This window comes from Paenibacillus sp. J31R120, from assembly GCF_056269225.1.
Genome location: NZ_JBWDNN010000002.1, coordinates 1,057,778 through 1,075,974, shown reverse-complemented (window position 1 = coordinate 1,075,974; position 18,197 = coordinate 1,057,778). Strand labels below are relative to the sequence as shown.

At 43.3% G+C, this 18,197-nt stretch carries 14 protein-coding genes; 1 reads left to right on the top strand and 13 read right to left on the bottom strand.

Translation table 11 applies throughout. The features are described from left to right. Positions 1-131: 131 nt before the first annotated feature. The 8 genes from AC0YNW_RS11260 to AC0YNW_RS11225 form a co-directional block, all read right to left on the bottom strand. Positions 132-383, bottom strand: a complete 252-nt coding sequence (locus tag AC0YNW_RS11260; protein WP_387469432.1) for a hypothetical protein — start codon at positions 381-383, stop codon at positions 132-134. Positions 384-583: 200 nt separating this feature from the next. Next, positions 584-1,813, bottom strand: coding sequence for a hypothetical protein (locus AC0YNW_RS11255; protein WP_475832022.1), 1,230 nt, complete (start codon positions 1,811-1,813; stop codon positions 584-586). Positions 1,814-1,841: 28 nt separating this feature from the next. Beyond that, positions 1,842-2,459, bottom strand: a complete 618-nt coding sequence (locus AC0YNW_RS11250) for a hypothetical protein (protein WP_475832021.1) — start codon at positions 2,457-2,459, stop codon at positions 1,842-1,844. 472 nt (positions 2,460-2,931) lie between these two features. After that, complete coding sequence (locus AC0YNW_RS11245) at positions 2,932-3,990, bottom strand: AI-2E family transporter (protein WP_475832020.1); 1,059 nt, start codon at positions 3,988-3,990, stop codon at positions 2,932-2,934. A 173-nt stretch (positions 3,991-4,163) separates the two neighbouring features. Next, complete coding sequence (locus AC0YNW_RS11240) at positions 4,164-4,880, bottom strand: M24 family metallopeptidase (RefSeq protein WP_475832019.1); 717 nt, start codon at positions 4,878-4,880, stop codon at positions 4,164-4,166. Positions 4,881-5,168: 288 nt separating this feature from the next. Beyond that, a complete protein-coding gene (locus tag AC0YNW_RS11235; protein ID WP_475832018.1) occupies positions 5,169-7,220 on the bottom strand; it encodes a serine hydrolase domain-containing protein in 2,052 nt (683 codons plus the stop codon). 311 nt (positions 7,221-7,531) lie between these two features. Then, positions 7,532-7,831, bottom strand: a complete 300-nt coding sequence (locus AC0YNW_RS11230; RefSeq protein WP_387469439.1) for a hypothetical protein — start codon at positions 7,829-7,831, stop codon at positions 7,532-7,534. Positions 7,832-7,998: 167 nt separating this feature from the next. Further along, positions 7,999-8,514, bottom strand: a complete 516-nt coding sequence (locus tag AC0YNW_RS11225) for a hypothetical protein (RefSeq protein WP_475832017.1) — start codon at positions 8,512-8,514, stop codon at positions 7,999-8,001. 296 nt (positions 8,515-8,810) lie between these two features. Here AC0YNW_RS11225 and AC0YNW_RS11220 point away from each other — a divergent pair, with 296 nt between their 5' ends. After that, positions 8,811-10,259 carry a serine hydrolase domain-containing protein gene (locus tag AC0YNW_RS11220; protein ID WP_475832016.1) on the top strand — a complete coding sequence of 483 codons (1,449 nt, stop codon included), beginning with the start codon at positions 8,811-8,813 and terminating at the stop codon, positions 10,257-10,259. 201 nt (positions 10,260-10,460) lie between these two features. Here AC0YNW_RS11220 and trxA read toward each other — a convergent pair whose 3' ends face one another. From trxA to AC0YNW_RS11195, 5 genes are all read right to left on the bottom strand, one after another. Continuing rightward, positions 10,461-10,778 carry a thioredoxin gene (trxA, locus tag AC0YNW_RS11215; RefSeq protein ID WP_475832015.1) on the bottom strand — a complete coding sequence of 106 codons (318 nt, stop codon included), beginning with the start codon at positions 10,776-10,778 and terminating at the stop codon, positions 10,461-10,463. A 2-nt stretch (positions 10,779-10,780) separates the two neighbouring features. Beyond that, the gene (locus AC0YNW_RS11210; RefSeq protein ID WP_475832014.1) at positions 10,781-11,152 is read right to left on the bottom strand and encodes a MerR family DNA-binding transcriptional regulator; all 372 of its coding nucleotides are present in this window, start codon (positions 11,150-11,152) and stop codon (positions 10,781-10,783) included. Between the two features lie 94 nt (positions 11,153-11,246). Next, positions 11,247-13,556: a glycoside hydrolase family 95 protein gene (locus AC0YNW_RS11205; RefSeq protein ID WP_475832013.1), complete on the bottom strand. Its 2,310-nt coding sequence runs from the start codon at positions 13,554-13,556 to the stop codon at positions 11,247-11,249. Further along, positions 13,553-14,524: an aldose epimerase family protein gene (locus AC0YNW_RS11200; protein ID WP_475832012.1), complete on the bottom strand. Its 972-nt coding sequence runs from the start codon at positions 14,522-14,524 to the stop codon at positions 13,553-13,555. The genes AC0YNW_RS11205 and AC0YNW_RS11200 overlap by 4 nt, the downstream gene beginning before the upstream one ends. Positions 14,525-14,795: 271 nt before the next feature. After that, positions 14,796-18,146, bottom strand: coding sequence for a tetratricopeptide repeat protein (locus AC0YNW_RS11195; RefSeq protein WP_475832011.1), 3,351 nt, complete (start codon positions 18,144-18,146; stop codon positions 14,796-14,798). Positions 18,147-18,197: the final 51 nt, after the last annotated feature.

The window sequence follows — 18,197 nt, the reverse complement described above, 5'->3', positions numbered from 1 at the left end:
TTCAATTTCAATAGGACGTTGAGCGGAGTTCAAGCTAGCTTTAAAATCAATCAAAAAAAGTCTATGCAATATAACTGCGTAGACTTTTTTCAGAAGGAAATCAGCATAGTAAGTGAATCTCTTAGTGCTGCTTAAATGTCCTTGGCAATATGCGGTTTACTATAATGGCTAGTTCCTCCAGAGCCAACTAGTACGGTACCGCCTTTTTTGAAGATGAGCAATTTACTTGCCCCGGTGGTAAGCAGAGCCGTTACTTTGGCATGATTGCTGGTTGCGGTGTAGATGACATAGCCGCTCTTACTCACCTTAGTTTTCCAGTTCTCATCAAACTCAGACCTCGCGACCCGATTCGAATAGACTTGGTTTTCAACTCTTTTGGCCATAATCCTCGCCCCTTCCCCCATCACCTCGATTTGTTCCATATATCTTATGCGAGAATGGTCATTTGGAATGGACAGGTCCCTGCCAATCGCAACAACAAAACAAAAAAGCCGTTGTTTTGTTGCACGAAGCAACAGAACAACGGCTATTTCGGTGTGCACTCCTTTAAGGAAAAACCTGATTTCCCTTTTTAAAAATTTGATTACTTCAAGCTTGATAATGATGATCGGATTTCATTGAGTTCTATAAGGTTTTTCTCATCTGCCTGATTCGCACTTTCTAGAATGTCTCGCAAAATGTTGATTTGATTTTCATGTTTTTCGATCATTTTTTGTTCTTCTGCTGTCTTTTCGTCATATCTCAAGTATGCATCACTGATGATTTCACTTCTTTCCAGTTTTCCTTCGATATCCTGAATTAAACTTTCTTTGAGGGACAGATTTTCGGGCTCAGGAATATAAGATACCGTTACTGGAAATTTGGTTGCATGATAGAATACTTCCTCGTTCGATTCTTTTAAACTCTCAACAACAAATGGAGCAATATTGAGCTCACTTGCTCGTTTATCTATTTCATCTCTTGGTATTTCTATGATTCCATATTTCGTTTTCTCCTCAGGACTCATCATTCCCGGGTTCCAGTCTTTGTCCAATGTTGCTGCATTTTTAGAAGCACTACCTGCTGCTCCTGTTGTAAGAGTATAAATACATTTCCCCGATGATACCAATTCATATCCCGTTCCTAGAAGAAAATATTCAGTAGAAAATTTGGTCGATGCTACATTCGCAGGGACATTCGCATTAAACCAAAAAAATTGACCGGTGTCAGAAATATTAGATGTCCAGTTCCATTGGCGAGTCATGGATGAAGCAGTAGTGGTGTTGCTATCAACCACTGGTCTAAGAGACGCTAGTAAAGTTGCTGTAGTATAAACATAAGAAGATATGAGTTTAAGGTGAAGGGAAGCATAATTAACAACTGCCCATGCCCAGGTGGTATAACCGGGGTTAGTTCCTGTTGTTTCAGGAGCGGAGCCTATAGCTGCGGTGTGTGAATAATCATTCAGCGACATTTTGGATGGATTTTCTGTATTTCTGACTTCCATTCTCGCTATTTGTATCCTATTAGACGTAGTGTCTGTGGAAGTTCTGCTGGAGCCTGTACCTGCGAGCCTGAAAACGAATGACCACTGATTAACTCCAGGAAGCCAAGATGAGCCGAAATATCCAATGGATTGAGCAGCAGCGATTTTATCTTTACCCGTTGAACCCGTATAAGGCCATAAAACAGATCCATTATTCTCCAGGTGGCTGACAGGCGTGTCATTCGCGTAGGCACTACCAGCGAATAGTGATGTTACCATAGTTAAAATAAGCAATATACTAATAGATTTGCGCATGGACGGAAATTTTTTAAATGATTCTATTTTCATTTTTCAAACTCCTTCTATGTGTTTTAACCTAGCTCTCAGCGTTCACACGGATTGGAATTTTAATCCAGTCTACGCCTACTGACCTCACGCCTTCTTTCGTATCGGAGCCTATCGTAACCATAACGTTGAAAGCTTCCGATGGCACAATATCTTTTTGATCAGAAACCAAATCAATCATTATCGTTCCAGTTCCTCCACCGGAGGGTGTTCCTAATAAATTTTCACCAACCACAACGATATTTCTCCATTCATCACCCAGGCTTTTATCTCCTTCGGAAACATAAGGCTGCAATGATGTCTGTTGATTCTCGGGTTGACTGCTTAGAATGTTGGAAATATACCATTTCTTTGGAATGTAAACAGACATTCCTCCGAAATCTAGTGGATCAATCTCAAAAGATGCAACAATGCGCATACGCTCAGCTAATCCCTTATCGCCCCATACAAAGATTGTTCCTTCTACCGATGAGTTTTGATCTGCTGTATTGGACTCAACGTTAAATTCCTTGGTGAGCATAATACGATCATTAACTACTGTGTAATCAGAAAGCTTCTCCTGAAAATAATAGCGTTGCGCGATTAGAACAGTCACTGCAACTAGAACAACAGCACAAGCAGACAAGATGTATTTGACAGACGGCTTCATATTCATTCCTCCAATAAATTTTCCGCATTTTCACCACCTCAATTATATCAAATATATGAAATAAAAGTAATTATTTGATCAGAAGGGAGATCTTGATCAAAGGACGGCCCTTCCTTTCACATGTAATTATTACATATTATTGGAAATTTATATATGGTGCTAACCTCCCATTAGTTTTACATTAAATCCTAAATTAAGACATATTTCATATTATTGGTTCACTCTCTTATATAGACTCTGAACTTCTCACTGTATCTATGTCACTAGCGTTCCCAATGTGGGTGGCAGTACAACAAAGGACGACTGTCTTTAGCCGCCCCTAATCAAACTTATGGTCAAAAAAAAGCAGGATTTTACCCGCTCGGTTGTTGTATCCCCCAGTACACCTCAACTATTAGTCTATTCATTAATAAGTGAGTTCGACAATTATAGAAAACCTGCTCCCTATTGGAGAGCAGGCCTGTTCCATATTTTATTTGGAGCTTGAGTTCTCTCCTGATAGCTGTGCCGCTTCTTTTTCTGAACCTTTACTGTTGCTTTGATCCACTTCAAAAATATCAAGCAGGAACATAAAAATCGGAATCCCAATAATAAGTCCCCAGATCCCCATGAAATGCTGGGAGAAAATAAGAATAATAAAGGTGTAGAACATCGGCAGCTTTGTTTTGTGAGCGTACAACCTAGGATTTAAGAAGTATGTCTCCACTGCATGGATAAGCAAAATCATAATAGTCGCCCAAATGACAGTTGTGATACCGCCTATCTGGTAACCGATAATACTGATCGGAATGAAGGAGATCATAACACCGACTACCGGCACAAGGCTCAGTAAAAATACCGTAATCATGAGAGCGAACAAGTATGGGTAGCCCATAATCCACAACCCGGCAATCGTTAGAATCGTGTTGAATACGGCAATCATCAGTTGAACCTCAATCACTTTACCGAAAGAAGAGGTGAATTTTTGGCCAAAGTATTTAAACTCATTGTAAGCCCAACTAATTTTGCTTTTGCTCAACTTTTCCGTAAAATGATTGACGGTATGCTTCTGGATTAAGTAGAAGTAGCTCAATACGATAACAAAAACGATAACCTCTGCCCATTTGCCGAGTTTCACAATATAATTTAACGCATAGCCCCCGTATTGCTCTAATTCCAGTTTGTTAAGCGTGGAGGAGACAAACTCAGCAAATTCATCCGACTGAGGTGTGTCCAGGAATTTGATCATGGATACATATAATTCGGAAATTTGACTAATGAGCTTCGGAATATAATTGATAATTCCATATACGAGCCCAAATATTAATACAGCGTACAATACCGTATTAACGACAATGGGCGATATGGGGAACAGCTTAGATATTTTCTTCGTAATAAAGCCCTCTAGGCGTCCCATGACGAAGGTAACAAGAAACAGCAGCAACATCAAATTGAGCATATCTCTCAAGCTGTACAGCAACAAAACGACCAGTAAGAGGAACAGGATTCTTCTTACTATACTATTGGCAAAAAACTCCCGCAAAAAATTCATTCGCTTCCCTCAATTTTAGTTTAGTCATTTGAAGCTTTATGGATGAGCGGAGCGTCACAATACAAAAGCTCGACTTCTGGCCCGTTGCCAACATAATAATACTTCAATATTAAGTTATTATATATGAAAATTACTGCATTTAAAACTTTTACCGTAGTCCTTAGCCCGACAAGCTATAAAACAAGTAATTCTCCATTACGGAAGTAATAAATATTCTCCCGTTTAAAGCCATACTCTCCATAGCTGCACTTTATATGTGGCTCAAATGTAAACAGTGATCCTTCACTAAGCTTCATCTTATTCCCTGACTCAAAATATCTTCTTTGATCTTTATTGAATTCGATTGTGTGCCCCAAGTTCCCAGCAAAATCAAGATTCATGTAACCAAGTTGTTGTATAACCTCATTCATATGTAAGTAAACTTCTTCAAAAGTCAGGTCAGGTCTTACAAAATCAATAAATTTTTTATGGAGTTCCTTTTCGGCGTTAATTCCATGTGAGAATTCTACTGCAGATTCATTTTGGGTATTTGCGAGTGCGTCTTCGGCAATAACATTTCCATCGATCACGATTAGTGTTCGTGCATAGTCTCCCCAATAGGTGTTAATCTCTGGACTAAGATCGATGGTCACGATATCATTTCTGCCGACAAATGTATCTGAAGGCTTATATTCCTTACCCGACTCAGAAATGATTGTTCTCTTGCCAACGTGAACAAATGCCCCTATACCGTGATACCAAAAACTTTGAATTCCCTTATTTCTCATGATCTCTTCGGCTCTAATCACGATTTCCTTTTCCGTTATGCCCTCTTTAATGATCTCCTGTAATTCGCTTATGGTAGCTTTAGCAATAGATTGGACGTAAGTATACTGTGACAAATGTTCCATAATAAAACCTCTTTTCTGCATTCATCATAATAAAAATTCTTCCTTTTGCTTAAAATATCCTCCCCGTTTCTCTCAAACAGATAAGCGATCTGATTGTTCAAATCTAAAGCCTCGGTATAGAAAGCCGGTTGCGCTGCGACTAATGGCTAGAAGCTCTTCATGTTCAGACAGTGGAAAATGGTAATTTGGAATAGACAAGTCTCTTTATAGCAAGAAACAAAGATCTAGCAAAAAAGCCAGCTATAATAGCTGGCCAATTTGGAATCTAGTCTAAGTTTTATTTACTCTCTATTTCACTAGCGTAATACCAAAGGAAGATCCGGCATTTCCAGCAAATACGATATATCCATTCGCAGGCAGCACGACTTCGTTCTTACCGCTAATGACCGTATTATTCACCAGTGCTCCCATTTCATCGTAGACCATAAAAGCACCTATAGCTGGCATCGTGACTACCATTTTCTTGCCAGCCACTGTTTCTGGAATGCTGAACCATCTAGCATAACCATCAGCTTGTACCGTAGCTTTCGACGATTTGCCTGTATAGAGCGGCTTTACTCCGTCCTCGCTCATATACAAGGCTCCAGCCGCCTTCAAGTACTCTATACCGTCTTTTTCATAGAAGAGAATACTCAGTGTATCTCGTCCTGCCATGCCAGGAATGTGGTGCTGGCTCTCAGCTGTATGGGGACCTGTAATCTTCAAATCATTGAAATAACCACCGCTTGTCTGTATCGTTGGACGAATCAAGCTCATATAGGCGATGGCACTGAATTTCTCGCTAATGGAATAGAAGGACTTGCCTTCTCTTGCTGCCCACGTATCTGCTGTTTCTTTATTCAGTGCTGCACCTTCCAATTTCTCCGCCTTGTATTCGGAAAAAGCAAGCTGGCCTAATCCAGGAACCGAAATATACTGGCTCATCCACAAATAAGTACGTCCGTTGCTCTCCTTTACAAAACTAACCTTTGTACTGCCATCCTCATCGACAAAGGTTCCATCCGTGGTGTACATCAATTGCTGTTCCGGGGCAGTCAATCCTGTTAAAACAAGTTCCCCGTCTTCGATAGCTGCATTCCACTGATCGCCTTGAGTAGTGTAATCACCCTCGTACTTCTCAATATCTTGGGGCATATCAGCCTTAACCGGCTTGCCGAATGATTTTTCCGGTTTAATCTCTTTAATGGCGCCCTTCTCTTCCATCGCCTGAAGGAGCAGCTCACTCGCCAGCAGTTGATTAATAGACGAGCTCCCGCCTGAGGTAATGACTGCTGCAGCCATGTTCTGTTCTGGAAGCACGATAAGGGAGGAATGATACATCTGTGTGTCTCCTCCTTTGACAAGGGCTTTCATACCATAGTCGTTAAACGGGAATAATCGTACGCTGTCCCAGCCAAGTCCGTAGTCAATCGAACTATCCGCATCTTTGGGCCATAATCCCCTTTTATACTCTTCTTGCTCCATGGCCTTTGCTGATTCAACAGAAAGTACATCTGGTCTCTGCCCCGTAAAGAGTTGCGAGAATCGGACCAAATCCTCCGCAGTAGAATAAATTCCGCCTGTTCCAATCGCATTGGTCGTTTCAATTGGGAGCTGACCTTCGTATGCGTAAGAGTAAAGTCCAGCAAATTGGCTTGATTCTACTTTATTTTGTGGCGTCATGGTATGTTTCATACCCAAAGGTGCAGCAAAATTGTCATGAATGAATGCCGTGAATGTCTTATTGCTGACTCTCTCAACAAGTATCTCCGCCAGCGTGAATCCATCGTTGCTATAAACCGAGAAAGCTCCAGGCTCTGCCTTTAATTTCTGTGTAGACAATTGCTCAAGCAGCGTATCATGTACGTATGTATCTGGATCATTGAATAGAAATGCATTACTTAAACTCGAACCAAGAAAACCTGATGAATGATTCAACAACATACGAGGGGTAATCTGTTTATATCGATCATCTTCCATCTTGAAATCCGTAATATATTGTACAACCGGAGTATCTAGATTGATCTTGCCTTCATCCACTAATTTCATGACTGCTGCCGCAGTAAACACTTTGCTCGTTGAGCCAATACCATAAATGGTTTCCTTCGTTAAAGGGAATCTTCCTTCTATATCGTTAAATCCTGATTGTCCCGATACTTTGATCACTCCATTGTCGATCAAGGCATACTGCACGCTGGGTATCCCATATTGTTCAGTTAGAAGCGCTGCTTTCTCGGAAGCGAACTGCTCTAGTGTCTTTACAGAAACCGAAGCTGTACTGCTGGAGGCCATTGCTCCTGTAGGAATAAGCGGGGTCAGAGCTAAAGCTGCTGCGAGTGTCCATATGATTCGTTTTTTCATGTCATACACATCCTTCTGTCTCTTATTTTGAATGATTACGAATGTTCATGATTCATTGCCAGCCTGTACGGTTTCTCCTCTCCTACCGTCATTCTAGCATTCCAGTCTTACGTGCTATTAAACTTAATCTTAATTCCATCTGCCATGTGGATAAGACAGTTAAGCTTCTGTTAAGACTGCTCCATACACATCCATAAACAGCTCTACAATGAATTTTTCGTGTACGCTGGCATTCCGAGTGTATACAAATAAGACCCCTGCCAACAGCAGGAGCCTGATCAATCCATTGATGAAATAGACAGCAGTGACGATTATTCCACGCCGTCCTTGAAGTTATTATGGTAGTGCTTGTCACCTTTATGCTCGAGATCATCAAGCGTTTTTTCAAGTGTTGCAACGATCGTTTCCTTGACTTGTGTCAGTGTCTCATAAAATAATGCCTCTTCTGAGCCTACAATTTTCACGCCGCTGATCGCTTGCATGGACTGAAAACGACGGTGTTCATCAGCAAGGACATCAATCGCAGCCAAAGTATGTTTCGTTTGCAGGAACAAATCCTTATGATGTTGTTCGACCAGCCTACGTTCCAGTTGTTCCATTCTTAAGTTCATAGGTATTATCTCCTTCATAATGAGATTTTTGCAAGCAACATCTTGGATTCAATTGTACAATTATTTGCTCCCGAAAAACAACTGAGGTAAAAGCTGCTCAAACGTGGCTTATCAATCAATTCCGCCATTATTTCAAGATCTCTAGTTCCATATTCTCGATCTGCTAGTTACCAGATGTACACGGCAAGGATCGGATACCGAACAACACCGTGTACAGCCCTGTCTTTGCGTCGAAACCCGAATAACAGCAGATGATACACGCCAATCACCAGCAAGCTTGCGGTTATGAACATTTCAGCGGCGATTCTCAGATTGGTCTTGACCGCTAACACATCATTGCCGCCCCAACTCGATATACTTGGTGATGCCGCCTCGCTTATGATGGAGTTGGCTACTTGCATAACCAGCTCCACCCTGTCATTCTCAGGCTGAAAGAACACCAGCTTCGTTGCCAGATGCGGGGTCATGCCACTCTTGTCCTGACCAACTACACCAACTTCTGCCAACAGCTCACCATTAACCCATAATTTCGAACGAATCTGTATGCCTTCAGGCGATAGCAGCTCTTGCCAGTAGAACGCCCACTCCCCTTGTAACTTTAGCGGATTCTTACTGACATGAACCTGCGTTGTATCCAGATAAAGCAAGATAGTACGAGAACTGAATCGGAGAATCCCCCTCATATAAAAAAACGTCCCCTCTATAAAGCGAACTTAACTCCTATTAAAAAAACTCGTCCAGTCAACATCAACACAATTGGAATCTTCTGAGCTATTCAAGTTTGACTAAATGCAGTGTTTCTATCTGACTGTAGCAGTAAATAAGTGCATCGCAAAGAGATCGAACTAACCTTTGATGAGAAGATTCAGGATAGTTCGTAGTAAGTAGAAGATTATGGTAGCAATCAAATTTTTTATAGCGTATGATTCTTCACATACAATAAGATTTGCAATAATAAGCTTCATGGAATGGAGAGACTATGAAAAAAATTATTGTCTTTATGATTGCATTCCTTATACTGTTCACTGGATTCGCAACACCAAGGTATGCATTATCAGATTCGCAATCTGATTCAATACAAACATTGTTGGATGATGCAAGCCGTATATCAGGTGTACCCGGAATATCAATCTCAATACTTGCGAACAATGAAGTGCTCTACTTTTCTTCCGGGTACGCAGATCGCGAAAAGGGACTGTCGGCAAGTGAAAATACGCTATATGAGCTGGCTTCGGTAAGTAAAGCCTTTACCGGCATGGGTATTCTGCTGATGGAAGAACAAGGACTGCTGTCAATGTCAGACTCTATTCAGAAATATTTGCCTTGGTTTACGTTAAAGTATCAGGGGAAGCACGTTGATATGCAAAGTATGACACTCCATAACTTTTTATACCATACTAGCGGCTTAACAAATGGCCGTCACAGTCAAAACATTCCACAAGGCAATACACCGGATATGTTGCAAAAAACCGTAGAAATGCTTGTAGATTCTGAATTGTCGTTCTATCCTGGTGAGCAGTATCATTACGGAACTGTTAATTATGACGTATTAGGTCTGGTTATGGAGATTGTGTCGGGACAAAGCTATGAAGACTTTATGAGGGAACAGATATTTCAGCCGCTTAGTCTTCACCAGACGTATGTTTATAAAGAAGATGCTCAAGCCACCGGACAGTTGGCACAGGGCTACCGTTCTTCCTTTTTCATGACAACTCCATATAACGCGCCGGATTATTCCGGGAATAAACCCGCAGCCTACATCATTTCTAGTACAAAAGATATGGCGCGTTGGATGGGCATACAGATGGGTATTGTGCAGGACATACCCGAAATATTCCATACGGTTATCGAAAAATCACATCAGGGTGATAGGTCTGTTCCGGCTGTCAACGAAATGTATTATGCGGCGGGCTGGTCGGTAAACGCCAACCAAACGATTATAGAGCACCCAGGGGGCAATCCCAATTTCGGAACCGAAATGGTCATACTGCTAAATGAACGAACAGCCATCTGCTTGCTGACCAACGGCGCAAATATCAATAGAAGCATGGTACTAAAAGTTAAAGATATATTAGACGGCAATCTGACGCAGTCATATGGAATAAGCAGCACACAGCTTTTGGACATCATTTTGTCGTCTACCACAATTATTCTTTGCCTATTGGCTGTTCTGTTCTTTCTCTTAGGATTACGCAGAAGGAAAACGAATGAGCGGCAGCCAATGACAAAAAAGCGAATAATCGTAACAGCTATTTTGCTGATTGCTACGATTGCCCAGTGTATAATATGCTTTGCATTAGATTGGTCAGCGATACTTATTTGGCAAACATATAGTGTTCTTACAGCTTTGATTTCGTCGGCATTATTAACAGCAAGCATTACATGGTTTGTATACACTCACCGATATAATGCCTCGCTCCGAAAATAAGCATTTCATTCGTTCGCCTTATTGAAAATACGCGAAGATTTCTTTTAATGAGAAAACAATATCAGCAAAAAGGGAGTGCCTGGCACTCCCTTTTTTTCGCCCAGATCCGTCTCCTTTCATGATTTTATGCATTGTCGTCCCACCACCACAAACTGAACAACGCGATGCTTGATAGACAAAGTAAGTACAATTCTTTACGTGTTACACATACCGCTCAAGTGCTGCTTGATACACTCCCTTGGGCCTGAGTCCAATAAATTTATCTACCGGTTCACCGTTATGAAACACGATAACGGTCGGCATGGACATGACGCCGTATTCAGTCGCAATCTCTGGTGATTCATCGCAATCTACTTGCAAGATCGACAGGCGACTCCTTTCCTCACGTTCCAACTCTTCCAGAATTGGAAGCAGCACTTTGCAGGGCGGGCACCATTTCGCACCGAAATCGACAAACGTCACTTCATTCTGGCTAATCGCGCTCCGAAAATTCGTTGAGTTGATGGTTTGTAAGCTCATTTTCATTCCTCCGCTTCACTAGTTTGCCGTTCATCTAAAATCGAACTTATGCGTTCCTCCAGATTCAACTTGATGTTTTGCAGCAGATGTATTTGTGCCTCGATCTCCGTGAGTTTTTGGCGGTAAATCGGGAGCACTTCTTGGCAGAATGCTTCTTTATTTTTCAAGACGCAGTGCAGAAAACCGGCGATTTGCTCCGTCGACAATCCGAGATTGAGGTACAACTGTATTGTCCGCACTTGCTCTTCCGCAAGCGGTGAATATTCTCGGTAGCCATTCTCGCGCCGAATCGGCGTGAGCAATCCTAACTGGTCGTAATAACGCAGCGAACGGATGCTGACCCCTGTACGGGCTGCAATTTCTCCAATTTTCAAGCTTCAACGCCTCCTGAATGATTGATTCGATTTCATTATAAACCCTGACATTAATGTCAGGGTCAAGAGTTAATTTCACTTTTCACTTAAATCTCTAGACCATATCCAATTGGTTATTGAAGCGATACGTACCACCCGCTTCCAGATCGACAAATATCCTATCCTTCCCAAAACGTACGAATATACTGCCTTTGGTATGCGAATAAATAGTCGCTTCTACCAATTGGCGATTCTCCCAAGACATATCCACTTCCATATTGCCTTTCGCTCGCAATCCCTTGATGGACCCCCTCGACCAAGCCTCTGGCAGTGCAGGCAATAAATGAATTTCTCCATTATGACTCTGCAGCAACATCTCTGCGATCGCCGCAGTCCCGCCATAGTTGCCATCAATAACAAAGATGTTCGTCTCCGCACCTGCGATTCCAGGTTTGGAGTAAGTGAATAAATTATCAAAACATAATTCACCGATTAAATGTCCAATATGCTTGTGCGCACGATCCCCGTCATGCAATCTGGCAAAATTAAGACCAAATAGAGCGGCTGTAAATTCAATATCCTCCAGTTCATCTTGAAGCATTCTGTTCTCTAACGTAACTCTTGAGGCAGCGCTTAATTCCGGCGTCCCTTGTGGAGTGATTTGATTACTAGGGTATAATGCGAACAAATGCGACAAATGCCTGTGCTCTGGCTGTGCTTCCTCATAATCCTCCAACCACTCTTGCAGCTGACCCTTCTTGCCTATTTGTAATGGAGGCAAAATCGCTATGGCATCCGTTAACTGCTTCTGCAGCTCCACATCTCTGTCTAATAATTGTGCCGATCGCAAACAAAAGGTAAACAAATCACGAACCAGCACTTGATCCAGGGTAGATCCCATCGATAATTGCTGAGCGCCCTGACTCTTATGACTTGGATAGAAATGATTTTCAGGCGAAGTTGATGGCCCTGTAACCAACCAGCCGCAGGACGGATGAATCGTCATATAATCCAGGAAGAAAGCAGCTGCCTCTTTTAACACCGGGTAAGCTTGCCCTTCCAAAAATGTACGATCTAGCGTATAGTCGTAATGCTCCATCAGATGTGTAGCAATCCATAGCCCGCCAGTCACATTAAGTCCCCAGGACGTGTCCCAGCCTGGCGCTGTGAATCCCCATGCATTCGAGAATACATGCGCTACCCAGCCCTCGCTGCCATAGAAGTCACGCGCAGTAGAACGTCCTGCATGCGAAAGCTCCCTAATGTAACGCATTAATGGCAAATGACACTCGCTCAAATTGGCTATTTCGGTCGGATAATAATTCATTTCCGTATTCACATCCAAATGATAATCACAGCTCCACCCCATACGGCAAGCTTCACCATCATTCCATATTCCCTGTAAGTTCAACGGCAATGGAGAGTCCACTCGCGAGCCTGCAATCGTCAAATATCTGCCATATTGAAAAAATAATGCAAACAGTTCAGGATCATCGACTTGCCCCTTTTTAAACAACTGTATCCTTTCATTCGTAGGCAGAGCGGATGGTGCGGACGTACCTAAATCCAGATCAACTCGTGCAAAAAGTCTACTATAGTCCAATATATGATCCTCTCTAAGCTGCGAATATCCCTTGGCAAGCGCTCCTTCTACTTGGCGCTTGGCATCCTCTTCCCAACCATCTTCTCTTCGGTAATCCGTATTTACTGCAAAATACACCCAGGCTTCATCGGCTCCCGATACAACCAGCTTACCCGCTTCACTGTGGAGAGTACCGCCGGACACCGCCACCTTCATAAGACCTTCACTCCATACGCCGCATGTACCATCACTGTGTACTTGCTCCGTAGCCTGGCCTCTGAATGTTAGGGTGTCGTTGTTCAATGTCTCGGTTTGGAAGGTTTCTGTACGCCCCTCGATACCCAGCGTGAAGGAAACCGAACCCGGAATATCCCCCCATAAACGGGAAGCAACGAGATCATCCGCATGTGTAGCGAAGACTTCACGTCGGATGGTATGGCCATTCACCATGTAGGATGTATGTGAAATAGCCTCATCCAGATCCAGCTCGCGAATGAAGCTATCGGAATCAACAACGGTTTCGAAATGAAACTTTACATCACATAGGGGCAGGTTGGATCCAAAATTCACTTTTTGCGGCTGCAACACTTGTTTGGCAAGTCTATCTCCTGTTGGATAGTCTCCTGCAAAAAAATGCTTTCTCATCTCTTCAAGGTCAGCCTTCCCCTTAGACGGGGTATCTGTTACTTCCGATTTTCCCGACCAGTAGGTTACTTCAGTCATGCTCCATGTCTCTGAATCTGCACCCCCATAAATGACAGCACCTATTCTTCCATTTCCAAGAGGAAGTCCCTCTGACCATTTGGAGGCGGGTTGTCTATACCATAGTTTATATTTACTCATAGTGCACCCTCCTTATTATCTATACTTTGATTCGTTAACTCGATTTCTAAGAACCATTCATAAGTACCGTGTGCTTCCACAGCGGCAACAGACTTGTGCTCCATTGCATAAGATAGATCGTCCAGAAAGCCGGTAGCCGGCTCGATCGCCACATGATACTGTCCCTGATATCCGCCGGCATTCGTCCAGATGGACAGGTAAGGAACCTTATCCTTTGGGAATAGCATCGTTAATTGTTCTCCTGTAACCGGGTCGAAGAGGGAGGCCTTCCCTTCGGGTAGCTCACCTAGAAAATAATACTTCTCTGCCGTGCGAGCCGCGGCCGCTACCACCACGTTCAATCGCATCTGTTCTTGATCAGCATAGGGAATTGGCCACTTCTGGAGGTCTCCCCTCTGGCCCAACCGACCATCTTGGGAATAGGAGACAACAATTGTATTCATTTCGTGGGGCACTATCATTTCCATACCTTCTTCAACTTGAAACAGCGGATGGGCTGCCCATAAGAAAGAGAAGGGAAATGGGCTAAGATTCTGAACAGAATAATCAATCCGTAATCGCTGTTCTTTCGTGAATGAATAGGTTTTCTTCAGATGATACGGCATCCTCACCCCATATACCTCGCAACTGAGTTTTCCTTCATGTGCGATGACATGCCAAGGAATCGACCACACCTCTCCATGATCAGGCAATTGTACCTCCTGCCAAGGAAATTCCGGATAACGGCATACATTAATCGTGGGGAACATCTCATCCCAGCCGCTGCCGTCACTATCTGCGAATGAACTCGCATACCCATTGTTGCCAAGCCGGTTATCCGTTCTCGATAACCATTCTCTCCCGGTCTTCAAATTTTTCAATGAAATGACTTTGCTCCCCAGATTCGCAGCAATCGTGAGTTCGATGATCGAGTTCGTACCTGTCCATACCACCTGGTCATCCATCTGTTGTTGCTTCCACTGCAACATGGTCGCTTTCCCCTTTCTCCTCTGATAAATATGAGAAAACCTCTATCGAGGCCTTTCGAAGATGAGCGACCGCGAGTAGAGGTAGGTTTTATCGCCAATAAGAATTTTATGTTTCGTCACCCCGAAACTTATAAATTCTTATGTGGTGAGAAAACCTCTATAGAGGCCATTTTTGAGGAACGACCGTATGTAGAGGCAGCTTTGAATATTTTCGATTATAGTTAAAATCACTCAAGAACGCGGTTAACAGCGTTCTTGAGCATAAATTCATTTATGATACGCCCTGAAGCGCAAGCTCCATATGGATAGCAGCACCTTGATGGTTCGGCTCGAGTTCAAGTGCCAGCTTAAAGTTCTTCACCGCTTCTACTTGGTTTCCAAGACCTAAATGACCTAGCCCCATCATGTAGTAACAATGGATATGATTCCTCTTATTCAGATCCTCATCAAATACCAGGAAGTCTGGCAAAGATACTGCGAAATAATCAATCTTTTGATTGATGAAGATATGTTGTTCTCCATAGTCCACTAGCTTGTTGAATCGGCTGCGAGCCGCTTTCTCATGACCCAATTGACGTAAAGCAACACCTTGATAGAAAATCATGTGCGGCGGCTGGTCATTATAGTACATCGCGCTTGTCGGTTCATCCAGCCCTTGGGAAGCTGCAGCAAAATACTGCATAGCTTGCTCCTCTTCTCCAAGCTGTTGATGAGAGAGACCTAAGTAATAATGGATGTTATTCTCTTGGGCCCCTTCTAATTTCCCCTCATTCACATTCAACGGGTACTGCTTCGCTGCGAGTAATTGCTCTATCGCTTCCTTCGCCTGGCCTGCTTCTAGCAGCTTCTTAGCCCACTCTACCCGCGCTAATACGTATTGTGTCGGCACTTTGCCTTCGCCGCCTTCCCACGGGTGGAAGTTGCGATTCATAATCAACGCAATCGCTTCCTCATGACGGCTCAAGGCGTTGTGCAAGGTAATATACTCCAGGTACAAATCATCACGGATGATCACTAATTCCTTGTATTGCTCCAATTGGGCCAATCGTTTCTCCGATGAATAATTAAGCTTCTTATATAACTGATCCAGCTCGTAAAACACTCGAGCGTCGGATGTATTTAGAGCAAATGCTTTCTCTAAGGCAGTAAGCGCTGCATCTGGGTTATGCTTTTTATTGAAATACGCCAAAGCCAGGTTACGGTGTACGGTTGCAAATGTATCATTCAACGCTGCGGATTTCTCCCAGCAGGATACAGCTTCATCATGTCGCTTCTTATCAAACAACAAGTTGCCCATATAGAACGGTGCCTTTGAATCATTCTCGCGCAAGGCTGTCACATGCTTCAATACGACATAATCCTGAATCGAGTTGGGGAAGCAATAAGCAGGATTCGCTTCCTCCGCAAGGCCATAATAGGCATCACATGCAGCGGGATCGTTACACTTCATGTTAAAGTACCCTTGATAGTAACGAACCATCGGATACACGTTGCCGCTTGTACGTTCAGCAATGCGGCCTAATACATCCAGCGCCTCTGCATATTGCCCAGCATCCGCATAATCCTGTGCAAGCGCAATATAGTTATGCGCGTCGTCTCGCATCAGCTTCACTAATGTTTGCTTCGCTTGATCAGCTTGCTCTTGATTGCCGGATTGCTCATAGATGTAGATCAACTCATTTCTTGAACCGAATTCCATCGGATCTAGACGAATTGTCTCATCTGTTAGCTGCTTTGCTTCAGCCACACGATTGAGTTTTCTCAGAATAACGCTCTTCAGATTACGAGCTTTGTAATTGCGTTGCTGCATCGTAAAAGAACGGTCAATCAGTTCAAGCGCTTCTTCATATTGCTGCTTCTCACTAGCAATTTGCGCCAGAGCATAATACCCGGTTGCTTGCCATGCAGCGGACCAGACTGCCTTGTAGAATGTCGTGAACGCTTCCTCCAAGCGGCCTTGCCATTTCAATGTTTTGCCTAAGTTGTAGAACGGCTCACTGTCATAGGGTCTTGCATTATGGCGAGTCAACGTCTCAATCGCTTTTCTAAAGTACGCTTCACTCTCTTCCAGCAACCCTCTGCGCAGCAGCAATAATCCGTATGCGTTATTCAGGCGAATATCTTCTGGATCACGTTTTAATCCTTCCAAATAATAAGCATCAGGCTCATACGTTGCATGACGATACTGCTCTAAGTGAAGACCTGCCAAATATAAAGCCTCTGTATTCTTCAATTCTTCCGGTGCGCCGATCGCTTTCGCCGGAGCTGGCGTTTGCTCGATTCCCTTTGGTTTCGGCTGATAGGAGATCAGTTCTCTGCCGCTTGCAGTTAAGACGACAAGGATTAAATCTTCTTCCCGATCATTCTTATCGATCTCCATTTCTGTCGAGAACGTATCCACGGGTGAAAGCTTAAGTGTCTTGTCCAAGTACGTTCGACGAGCACTTTTGAGAATGACATGCGCATCCTCGAATACCGAAGTTGCATAGACATGTACGGTCGCTTGTTGACCGGTCACTTCCAGATTCACAGCCGCATCAATAGAAGCGTTTTTCACCATGCCGACTTGTTTGTATGGCATAAAATATTGCTTAAAGCTCTTCTCTTCATACGGTTGAAGCCATGTGAAGTCTGGTTGGTTGTCTGTGTAGACACCGGTCATTAGCTCAATGTAAGGACCATCTTCATCTGTTAGATTACGATCCCAAGCTTGACCAAATTCTCCATGTCCCCATGTCCATTGCTTCTTGCCTGGCGAGACATGTTTATTCGCAATATGCAGCAGCCCTGCCTGGACTTTATGATCATAGCCGCCAATAAAGTTATAATCTGACTGATAAGCCATATAGGATGTCGGTACGGGAATATTGGTGTATTTGGAAATATCAACGCCTTCTGAATAATCCATCTTGTAGTACGTTCCGGTTGCAATTGGAAATTTGGATACATCACGTTTCCCATGATCGAATACGGCATGCACATCGGGAGGAAATACCGATTGACTATGATCATTGGCAGCCAATGCCGGATTCGCCCACCATAAGAACGTCTGAGGCTCCGATGTGCGGTTGTACATTTGCGCATGGACCTCCAAGTAAGCTTTGCCAGGATACAGCGTGAAGCCTGTTGTTACTTTCGTACCGTACATCCGGTCAATCTCGCCTACCCATACCGTTTTACTGCCATCCTCATTTGCTTCAATGCTGCACTCAACAGGTCCATACGTATTCGGACGGTGATGCTGCGGCCAGTTAAATTCAATACCGCCTGAGATCCATGGTCCAATCAGACCGACTAATGCAGGCTTGATCACTTGATTATGATAGACAAAATCATAGTTATTCGTCTTATCGATCGCTCTATAAATTCGTCCGCCGATTTGAGGCATCATCTGAATTTGTACGTATTCGTTTTCCAAGTACACCATTTGATAGGGCTTCATAACCTTATCATCATAGATTTTGTCAATAACCGGATGAGGATAGACACGGCCCGAACTGCCTTGGTAGACGCGTTTTTCCAGGAACATCGGATTTTTATCCGGCTCACCTACTTCATACGTAGGAATTTCAATCATTTCTTCCCATACCTTAACTTCAGCTTGTTTTGTCAATTCGCTCATCCCTTCGTATACAAGATGTACTTTCGTTACCCTTATCCTACGAGGTTTCAT